The 8,281-nt window shown below is 42.4% G+C and carries 13 protein-coding genes and 1 tRNA gene; 9 read left to right on the plus strand and 5 right to left on the minus strand.

What is annotated here, in order from left to right:
• The first annotated feature begins 4 nt into the window (after positions 1-4).
• From IFO66_RS22295 to IFO66_RS23930, 4 genes are all read left to right on the plus strand, one after another.
• Positions 5-949, plus strand: coding sequence for a mechanosensitive ion channel family protein (locus tag IFO66_RS22295; protein ID WP_192027239.1), 945 nt, complete (start codon positions 5-7; stop codon positions 947-949).
• Positions 939-1,151, plus strand: coding sequence for a DUF951 domain-containing protein (locus IFO66_RS22300; protein WP_192027240.1), 213 nt, complete (start codon positions 939-941; stop codon positions 1,149-1,151). Before IFO66_RS22295 ends, IFO66_RS22300 begins: the two co-directional genes overlap by 11 nt.
• A gap of 122 nt (positions 1,152-1,273) precedes the next feature.
• Positions 1,274-1,364 (plus strand) — tRNA-Ser (locus IFO66_RS22305).
• Positions 1,365-1,506: 142 nt separating this feature from the next.
• Entirely contained in the window at positions 1,507-1,905 is a 399-nt protein-coding gene (locus IFO66_RS23930; RefSeq protein WP_225445990.1) for a phage integrase SAM-like domain-containing protein, read from the plus strand.
• 509 nt (positions 1,906-2,414) lie between these two features.
• On the opposite strand, the gene IFO66_RS24425 is transcribed toward IFO66_RS23930, so the two are convergent.
• The 4 genes from IFO66_RS24425 to IFO66_RS22325 form a co-directional block, all read right to left on the minus strand.
• Positions 2,415-2,501, minus strand: coding sequence for a putative holin-like toxin (locus tag IFO66_RS24425; protein WP_225445992.1), 87 nt, complete (start codon positions 2,499-2,501; stop codon positions 2,415-2,417).
• 143 nt (positions 2,502-2,644) lie between these two features.
• The gene (locus IFO66_RS22315; protein WP_192027241.1) at positions 2,645-2,842 is read right to left on the minus strand and encodes a helix-turn-helix domain-containing protein; all 198 of its coding nucleotides are present in this window, start codon (positions 2,840-2,842) and stop codon (positions 2,645-2,647) included.
• A 96-nt stretch (positions 2,843-2,938) separates the two neighbouring features.
• Positions 2,939-3,472 (minus strand): hypothetical protein, encoded by a 534-nt coding sequence (locus IFO66_RS22320; RefSeq protein WP_192027242.1) that lies wholly within the window; start codon positions 3,470-3,472, stop codon positions 2,939-2,941.
• A 419-nt stretch (positions 3,473-3,891) separates the two neighbouring features.
• Entirely contained in the window at positions 3,892-4,086 is a 195-nt protein-coding gene (locus IFO66_RS22325; protein ID WP_028594536.1) for a YjzC family protein, read from the minus strand.
• Positions 4,087-4,315: 229 nt separating this feature from the next.
• Here IFO66_RS22325 and rpsF point away from each other — a divergent pair, with 229 nt between their 5' ends.
• Genes rpsF through rpsR form a run of 3 tightly spaced genes read left to right on the plus strand, consistent with a single transcriptional unit; the run spans position 4,316 to position 5,438 of the window.
• Positions 4,316-4,600 carry a 30S ribosomal protein S6 gene (gene rpsF / locus IFO66_RS22330; protein WP_144992642.1) on the plus strand — a complete coding sequence of 95 codons (285 nt, stop codon included), beginning with the start codon at positions 4,316-4,318 and terminating at the stop codon, positions 4,598-4,600.
• 44 nt (positions 4,601-4,644) lie between these two features.
• Positions 4,645-5,142: a single-stranded DNA-binding protein gene (gene ssb, locus IFO66_RS22335; protein ID WP_192027243.1), complete on the plus strand. Its 498-nt coding sequence runs from the start codon at positions 4,645-4,647 to the stop codon at positions 5,140-5,142.
• A gap of 20 nt (positions 5,143-5,162) precedes the next feature.
• The gene (gene rpsR / locus IFO66_RS22340; protein WP_028594539.1) at positions 5,163-5,438 is read left to right on the plus strand and encodes a 30S ribosomal protein S18; all 276 of its coding nucleotides are present in this window, start codon (positions 5,163-5,165) and stop codon (positions 5,436-5,438) included.
• 91 nt (positions 5,439-5,529) lie between these two features.
• On the opposite strand, the gene IFO66_RS22345 is transcribed toward rpsR, so the two are convergent.
• On the minus strand, positions 5,530-5,895 hold the full coding sequence (locus tag IFO66_RS22345) for a DnaJ family domain-containing protein (protein WP_192027244.1): 366 nt from the start codon (positions 5,893-5,895) through the stop codon (positions 5,530-5,532).
• 335 nt (positions 5,896-6,230) lie between these two features.
• On the opposite strand from IFO66_RS22345, the gene IFO66_RS22350 reads away from it, so the two are divergent.
• Complete coding sequence (locus IFO66_RS22350) at positions 6,231-6,974, plus strand: DUF421 domain-containing protein (RefSeq protein ID WP_192027245.1); 744 nt, start codon at positions 6,231-6,233, stop codon at positions 6,972-6,974.
• Between the two features lie 130 nt (positions 6,975-7,104).
• On the plus strand, positions 7,105-8,094 hold the full coding sequence (locus IFO66_RS22355; RefSeq protein ID WP_192027246.1) for an LCP family protein: 990 nt from the start codon (positions 7,105-7,107) through the stop codon (positions 8,092-8,094).
• Positions 8,095-8,281: the final 187 nt, after the last annotated feature.

Raw genomic sequence — 8,281 nt, forward strand, 5'->3', positions numbered from 1 at the left:
TACGATGCTGAATAGCTATTTTGTAGCAGAGCCGACGAATGTAGAGCCGGATATCCAGCAGACGTTTACCGTATTTGAACGGTGGAAAGATGACTTTGTGAATTGGGTTATGAACAGCCAGACTTGGGAAGTTATGCTGGTAGCACTGATTAAAATTGCCTTTATTACGATTGCTACGAGACTAGCAATCTTTGTCGTTCATCGAATGATTGATCATGCGATGAAGTCAAAGGATCATACTCGCATCAATGTGAATCCACGTCGTCTATTTACAGTGGGCAAGCTGCTTAAAAATATGATATCTCTAGTTATGAACTTTATTATGATTATGTTCATCTTGTCTGTGTTTAATGTTAATTTGGCGCCGTTACTAGCAGGGGCGGGGGTTATCGGCTTGGCCGTAGGCTTTGGAGCACAGAGTCTTGTTAAAGATGTCATGACAGGGTTCTTTATTATTTTCGAGGATCAATTCGCAGTAGGGGATGTGGTTGCGATTAATCAATTCCAAGGTACTGTTGAAATGATAGGTCTTCGTTCTACCAGAATTCATAGCTGGACAGGTGAAGTTCATATTATACCGAACGGAAATATTACCGATGTAACGAACTTCTCTTTGAATAACTCAATTGCAGTTGTTGATGTATCAATTGCATATGAAGAAAATATCGATAAAGCAACAGCAATTATGAAAGAAACGCTAGAGAAGTTGCCTGAACAAAATACGAATATGGTTAAAGTGCCGCAAGTTCTAGGCGTGCAGTCCCTTGCAGCTTCCGGTATTACGATCCGCATTATTGCAGAATGTAAGCCATTTACACAAGCCGTTGTATCACGCTTAATTAATCTTGAGGTGAAGAAGTCATTGGATGAGCACGGTATTGAGATACCGTATCCTAAAATGGTTACTTATCATCGACAAGAACAAGGAGGACCTACGCATGGAGCGTAAGGTATTTAACCTAGGCGATATCGTGCAAATGAAAAAACAGCATCCTTGTGGTACAAATGAGATGGAAATTATTCGTATGGGGATGGATATTCGAATCAAGTGTGTGGGATGCAAGCATAGCGTGCTTATTCCGCGAGCGAAGTTCGAGAAGAGTATGAAGAAAGTACTTCACTCTAATCCTAATGCAACAGCTTCTGAATAAGTTCCTGATGGTAACATGGAAATGCCCCTTAACCCGGGGCATTTTTTATATGGGGGTAGGATCAAATATTGGCAACGATTATTGCATCCGTATGTTTGCTATGATATAATCATCTATACTGTGGAAAGGTACCCAAGAGGCCCAAGGGGGTTGACTCGAAATCAACTAGGCGTCGCGAGGCGTGCGTGGGTTCGAATCCCACCCTTTCCGCCACTACGAAATTCGGCTTTATATCAACGTTTATCGGACGTTATGTGATACGAAAGCTGTCTGAGATATAGCTAGATAATCACCATATACCTAAGTAATTACGATACTCTCGACGTTAATAAAACGTTGGGGGTATTTTTGCGTTATGGACAAGCGAACAGGTAAGAGGACGGTTAACACACGTCAGCCGATTGCTAACGTTGGTCTGCCGTCATATTCGTTACAAGAGGCGATTGACTTCGTTATCAAAGTTAAGCGCGCGAAGAATTTAAAAGAAGGTACGATCAAGGATTACATCAAGAACATGCGCTACTTTACGGAATGGGTATCGAAGTGTCACGCTGACATTACGATAAGTGATGTTTCTGCCAATATGCTCCGCCAGTATACGTTATGGTGCAAGCAGGACAAAGAATACTACGGCGGACATCCGTTCAAGGCGGAATATGATAAAGAACGCCGCGGACTAGAGGCATCGTCTGTGAACGTCCGTATACGGGTTCTACGCACATTCTTTAACGTTCTGTATAAGGAAGAAGTCTAAGCCGTAATCCTGCTGCGAACGTCTCTCTAATGCGCCAGGACGAGGATACAGTCCAACCGTTGACGGACGATGAGCTGCGGAGGTTCCTAAACGCTCCGGACCAAAGTAGATGGGCGCAGTGGCGCGACTATATAATCATGATGCTTATTATCGATACTGGTCTTCGTTTGAACGAGATATGTGCGTTAGAGAAGGCGATACTTTGCGAGGAGCTGGCGGCATGTAGTACGTTAAGATTCGCGGTAATAGTTTTATACCTCCGCGACAGTACGACGTCTGTTTCACCGTGTAAAATAAGCCACAGCGCAGTAAAAATAATCTTAACGTATTACATTTACGGCGATTACTTCGATTAACACGTGCGAGTAGACGTATAATATCCGTCGTGGTAATATATAACTATAAAAGGAGCCGTGTTGGTAGCACGACTCCCGCAGTAGCCGCTTTAAGAGCGGTTGGCTGCGAAATTACGGTGAAATAGACCGCTATCCTTTCGCGAGGGGGGCGGTCTATTTGCGTTTAAACGACAGGATCGCAATGATTAACATTCCGAACGCAAGCATCAAAGTTAATGCTTCGAATACTGTCACGCGCATCACCTCCCTTCCGAGAGGCTAGCCGACCGCCCTTATAAGCCTTCTACTGTATGGCAATTATATCCTATCAATATATGGACGTAAACTATTAAAACAGCCCACTCGCGGAAACATCCGTTGGTGGGCTTCTTAATTTTGGTCATCTATTCTTTAACAAATGAGATCAAGTCATTCATATTTTTGATATCCAGTGCGTCAGCTATTTTTTCTAAAACATGACGTGGGAACATCTTATTTATGTTTCTAGCCATTTCCGAGATAGTAGTTTCTCTAACTTTAGCAATCTCAGATAGGTCTTTCTGTTCCATACCCTTCTGGTCTAACAACTTTTTAAATGACATAGCAATAATGCAAGCTGGAGAATGGGCGCAAACAGGTGAGGAACTTATGAATGAGTATGGATATGGATTTACTAACCTAAGTACATCTTTGTCGATCTAATGATATATTTTCATGCTTGAAATTTGATCGTTCCAAGAAACCCCTGCACGTAAGGGGTAATTGGCTAAGTAGTCAGCGGCTCCACCTGGTGCAATATAAAGGGAAGCGCCGTAGAAGTTAGCATGCTCAAATACTTGCAAGCCATTTCCAAGGTAAGGTGCTTTAAGGGAAGAGATTTTATCATTCCATGTGTCGCTAAAGGAATAAACATTAGTATTACCTCCTCTACTTCCGATATCGATATAACTGCCCTGATAATATGCATGCTCCCATATAGTCGCGTGGTAATTGCCTTCAAGCGGTTTCAATTCATCTTTATGCGTAGCAATAATGGCTTGAATATGGCGATCTGCTTCTAGTTTGTCCACATAACGATATACTTTGCCATCGCTGTCGACGACGGTATGTTGTGCTTGTGTAGTTACTTGCTGTAAGTCAACGTTGGATTGAGCTAATGCGACAGATGCCGTTAAAGTGAGAGCCAAAACGGATAAACCTACTCCTGATACAACTTTTTTAAATATTTTCATAAAAACCATCCTTCCACATATTGTAATTTAATTCCAACTAAATATTAACATAGGGTTATCATGTTTTAAATAGGACTAATTACCAAAAAAGAAGTGCACAAAAACGAAAGAACCCTGCCGAGGCAGGGTCCCTTTCTGGTTGACGGTACTTTTTTTGACTAGCTGCTTTACTTCAAATTCTGATCGCTTGGACTTTCTCCACAGAGGAAACTCTGTATTGATGGTGTGTTTCAGACTAAATGGCCTTTAGCACAACGCCTCGCTTCTCTTCATTTTTGTAAGAACATCATGTCGATTTCACTTGGTTCAAATGCTCCATTGTCCAATGGAACTCACCTCGCTACGTACCGTCAGTAACTATTATGACCACGGAGAAGTTTTATATACATCAGCCCTCAAAAAAATATCAAAAATTATATTTAGTGCGTCAGTGCATGGGATTTCTTTTTCCACTTGCGATCTTTATTTGTCGTTTCAGGGAAGTGATCTCCCTTTTTTAAACGGATTTGCTTCGGATTCATAATCTCCGTATGGAAGCTGTTTTCACCAACCTCCATATAAATAGCGTCATTTGGAGCGCGGTCTCCTGGATTGTACTCTGTACGTTCACCCATATTAGATTCCTCCTTTTGAAGTTAAAAAACAGATCGTTGCCTCATTTAGTGTGGGCGATATGATGATGATTCATCAGTACCGTTTCTTAGAAGGTAAGGTGAAAACTACAATTGGACCGTGGTTGCGTTTAGTGTAGGTTTTTGTTATATTAATTTAGTGCGAGTTTTACTCGCTCCTTGCTCCTGGCATTGACTGGGGGCCTTAAGTCCATAAGGAGGTGAATCACAAATGCGTAAGTACGAATTGATGTACATTATTCGTCCTGACATCGAACAAGATGCTGTTCAAGCAGCAGTAGACAAGTTCCAGGGCGTCATCTCTAACGGTGGCGAAATTACGAAGCATGATGTAATGGGTAAGCGCCGTCTTGCGTACGAGATTAAGAAATTCCGCGATGGTCACTATGTGTTGGTTAACTTCACAGCAGAACCTGCGGTTGTAGCAGAGTTGGATCGTCAATTGAAGATCTCCGACGATGTTATCCGTCATCTCGTAACAAACGACGTGGCTTAATTGCCATACCATGTAAGTAACCAAGCTGTTGAAGGAGGGATACCATGTTAAATCGCGTAATCTTAATTGGCCGACTCACTAAAGATCCAGAATTGCGTTATACACCAGCTGGCGTAGCTGTAACTCAATTTACCATTGCGGTAGATCGACCGTTCTCTAGCCAAGGTGGCGAGCGTGAAGCTGACTTTATACCTGTTGTGACATGGCGTCAGTTAGCAGAGACTTGTGCAAATTATTTGCGCAAAGGTCGCTTAACGGCTGTGGAGGGACGCATTCAAGTGCGTAACTATGATAACAACGAAGGAAAGCGTGTCTACGTTACAGAAGTAATTGCAGACAACGTGCGCTTCTTGGAATCAAATCGTGACAGTGGAGGATCGAGAGATGATGGTGGCAGCTATGGCGGTTCTGCGCCGAGTTCCAACAACCAACCATCTCGCGGCGGCAACAACAATTCGGGTTATTCCCGCGGACCTGCAGCGGATCCTTTCTCTGACGACGGCAAGCCGATCGATATCTCAGATGACGATCTGCCATTTTAAAATGGAAAGGACTGAATGGAATGAGCTTCAATCGTAATGAAGGCGGAGAGCGCCCAGAGCGTAAGTTTGGTGGCCGTCGTGGTCGTAACAAACGTCGTAAAGTGTGCTTCTTTACTGCTAACAAAATTACTCACATTGATTATAAAGACACTGATCTTCTCAAAAAGTTCATCAGTGAGCGTGGTAAGATCTTGCCACGTCGTGTAACTGGTACAAGCGCGAAGTACCAACGCGCATTGACGATCGCTATTAAGCGTTCCCGTCAAGTAGCATTGTTGCCATACACAACTGAGTAGTACTCAGTGAAAGACAGCCGAATTCGTTCGGCTGTCTTTTTATTTGTATGAGCCTAGATAGTAAGCGTTGAAACCATTATGTCCCGTCTTGCTAACTCCATTGCTCAAGCTTCGTATGTATGTTTTCCACGGTAATAAATCCTCGCTGCATAATGGGTGGGCAGCTCTTATTGTATTGAGCGATATCGGCGTTAAGCTTATTAAGGCAAATCTGCATGTTAGAAGGGGAGTCACCTGTAACTTCCAAAAGTGTAATGGCTTCCAATATGCCTTTACGAATAAGCTGCTGCTGTTCAAGCCAGCCAGGCAAATAATTGGCTTCTTTTAGTACTCCTTGCAGGGGATCACCGCTTGAAGGTTGAATGGGTTTGCCCTTACCATGTAGATCACTCATTTTTCCGCTTTTCTCATAATTGCCTACAATATCATCCATAAAGTCTCCTCTATATAAGCTCATATGAAAGCTCCTCCCAATTCTAGTTAAATTACAAAATAATACAACTAAATTATATCTATTTATTTTGCATATGTACAGATAGTAATGTTTTTCCGAAGGTTTTTAAGGGCGGTTGCAGCACAGTTGTAGAGCCGATTATTAGGGTAGTCATCATGTGTAAGAAGCTGTTCAAATCATTGCTGGATAAGGCTTTTTCTTGTCATGTATCTTTTACTATTTTATTTTTTAATTGTAAGGTAGTACAATAAGGCGTAGTCTGCTGTCATTAATAAGGTCCAATAAAAAAAAGCCCAATCGTTCATGCTATAAGTAATGAGCGAAAGGGGCGTGGCCGTATGCCAGAGTGGGTATTAGTTGCCGCTCGCACATGGATGTCAATGGTCGTATTGTTCATAATGACAAAATTACTCGGTAAGCGCCAAGTATCGCAGTTGTCTTTGTTTGAGTATATGACAGGCTTAACAATTGGCAGTTTGGTCGTCTACATTTCATTAAATACCGATGGATTATGGTATCTAGGGGTAGTATCGATGTCGGTATGGGTGTTGACGTCATTAGGTTTGGAATGGCTGCAATTGAAGAGCAAGCGATTCCGTGATCTCATCGATTCTGGTGGAACGGTATTGATCCAGCAAGGCCGTATCATGGAACATCATATGCGCAAGGAACGTCTTACAATAGATGAAATGATGATTCAATTGCGAAACAAGAATGCCTTTCGTTTAGCTGATGTAGAGTTCGCTATTATGGAGCCGAGCGGTGAAATTAACGTTATGCTTAAGAAACAGAAGCAACCTCTAACACTTGAGCAGCTTGGTATCAAAGTAGAGCACTCCGAAAGAGCCCCTGTTATCGTATTGATGGACGGGACGATATTAGAGGATGAGCTAAAGATAATCGGCAAAGACAAAGGTTGGTTAAGTAAGGAACTAGAGAAAAGAGGGTTAAAGGAACAGGATGTGTTCCTCGTTCAAGTAGATGCTGCGTTTCAATTGTATATTGATTTGTTTAATCAACGAAAGAATACAGCAGCCTATACATCTTATGAGAATCAATTCTGGAGAGGGTTGAAGCCATAAGTGAGGATTTCTGCAGGTTATGAATAAGGCAGTAAATGGCTTGTGTGAATTTGTGTCATATGCAATCACACGTATAGATGAAATGATTAGGGATAAAGATTTAGAACAAATGGGGAAGAAGTGAATAGCAATGAAAAAGAAAAAGTCAGCCAAGAAATGGTGGATTTTATTAGCTGTTATCGTTCTTGTGCTTGTTGGTGGATTTATGTTCCGCAAGCAATTAGCCTTACTTGGATTTGATTTGTTCCTGCAAGACAAGGTGGAGGAGTCACTAAATGGCTCGTATCAGCCTATTGATGGCAAACCGGAAGTATCGCGTGAAGTAACAGAGCCATTCTCTGCATTGCTGCTGGGAGTCGATCAGCGCGATAAGGAGGTCGGACGTTCAGACACGATGATTTATAGTGTAGTCCGCCCGAAAGACAACAAGGTGCTTTTAATTTCCATTCCACGTGACACGTACACAGAGATTGTTGGTTACAATGGTGGTGTGAAAACAAAAATAAATCATGCTTATGCTCATGGTGGCGTTAAGATGAGTATTGATACGGTAGAAAAATTACTCGGCGCGAAAGTCGATCATTATGCTACTGTCAACTTTGAAGGGTTGAAGGATGTCGTTGATGCAATGGGCGGCGTGAAGCTTCCGATCACAGAAGATATCGTAAACAAGGATCCTAACCATGAGAAGTTCCGTATCGAGGGCAACAAGCCCATCTATAGTGGCCAGGAAGCCTTGTACTATGTACGGTACCGTGAAGATTCAGACATGAATCGGACTATGCGCCATCGTATTTTCCTTGAAGCGATGATGAATCGTGCGGTTGAATTGGACCAAATTCATAAAATCCCAGATCTCATTGGGATTATGGGCAAAAACTTTACAACAGATATGCGCCCAAGCTATATGATCGATTTAGCTAAAACAATGTTCCAAAATGCAGGTGCTCCGATTATTAGCAGCTATATGCTACACGGTGAAGGTCAGCGTATGAATGGCGGATGGTACTATCTCCCGCTTGAAGAAGATATCGAGTATGTTCAGCAGTTAATTAAGAACTGGATGGATCCAAATGCGCAGCCAAGTGATTTGAAACCAAGGCAGTTTACGATTGAGTAGGTTAACATTTGCTCTTATAGGATTAATACAATAATAAGAAAGTCAGTTGCGATTGTGCGACTGACTTTTTTGTTGTACGCCCAGCATGGGCGTCATCTCTAGGGTGAAAGTCCCGAACGGGGGCTGGCGAACGCCTACCGTTAGCCAAGAGCAAGGGTGTCTGTCGTGAGGCAGAATCTGAAGGAAG

Origin of the sequence: Paenibacillus arenosi (assembly GCF_014841135.1) — a bacterium.
GTDB classification, from domain to species: Bacteria; Bacillota; Bacilli; order Paenibacillales; family Paenibacillaceae; genus Paenibacillus_B; species Paenibacillus_B arenosi.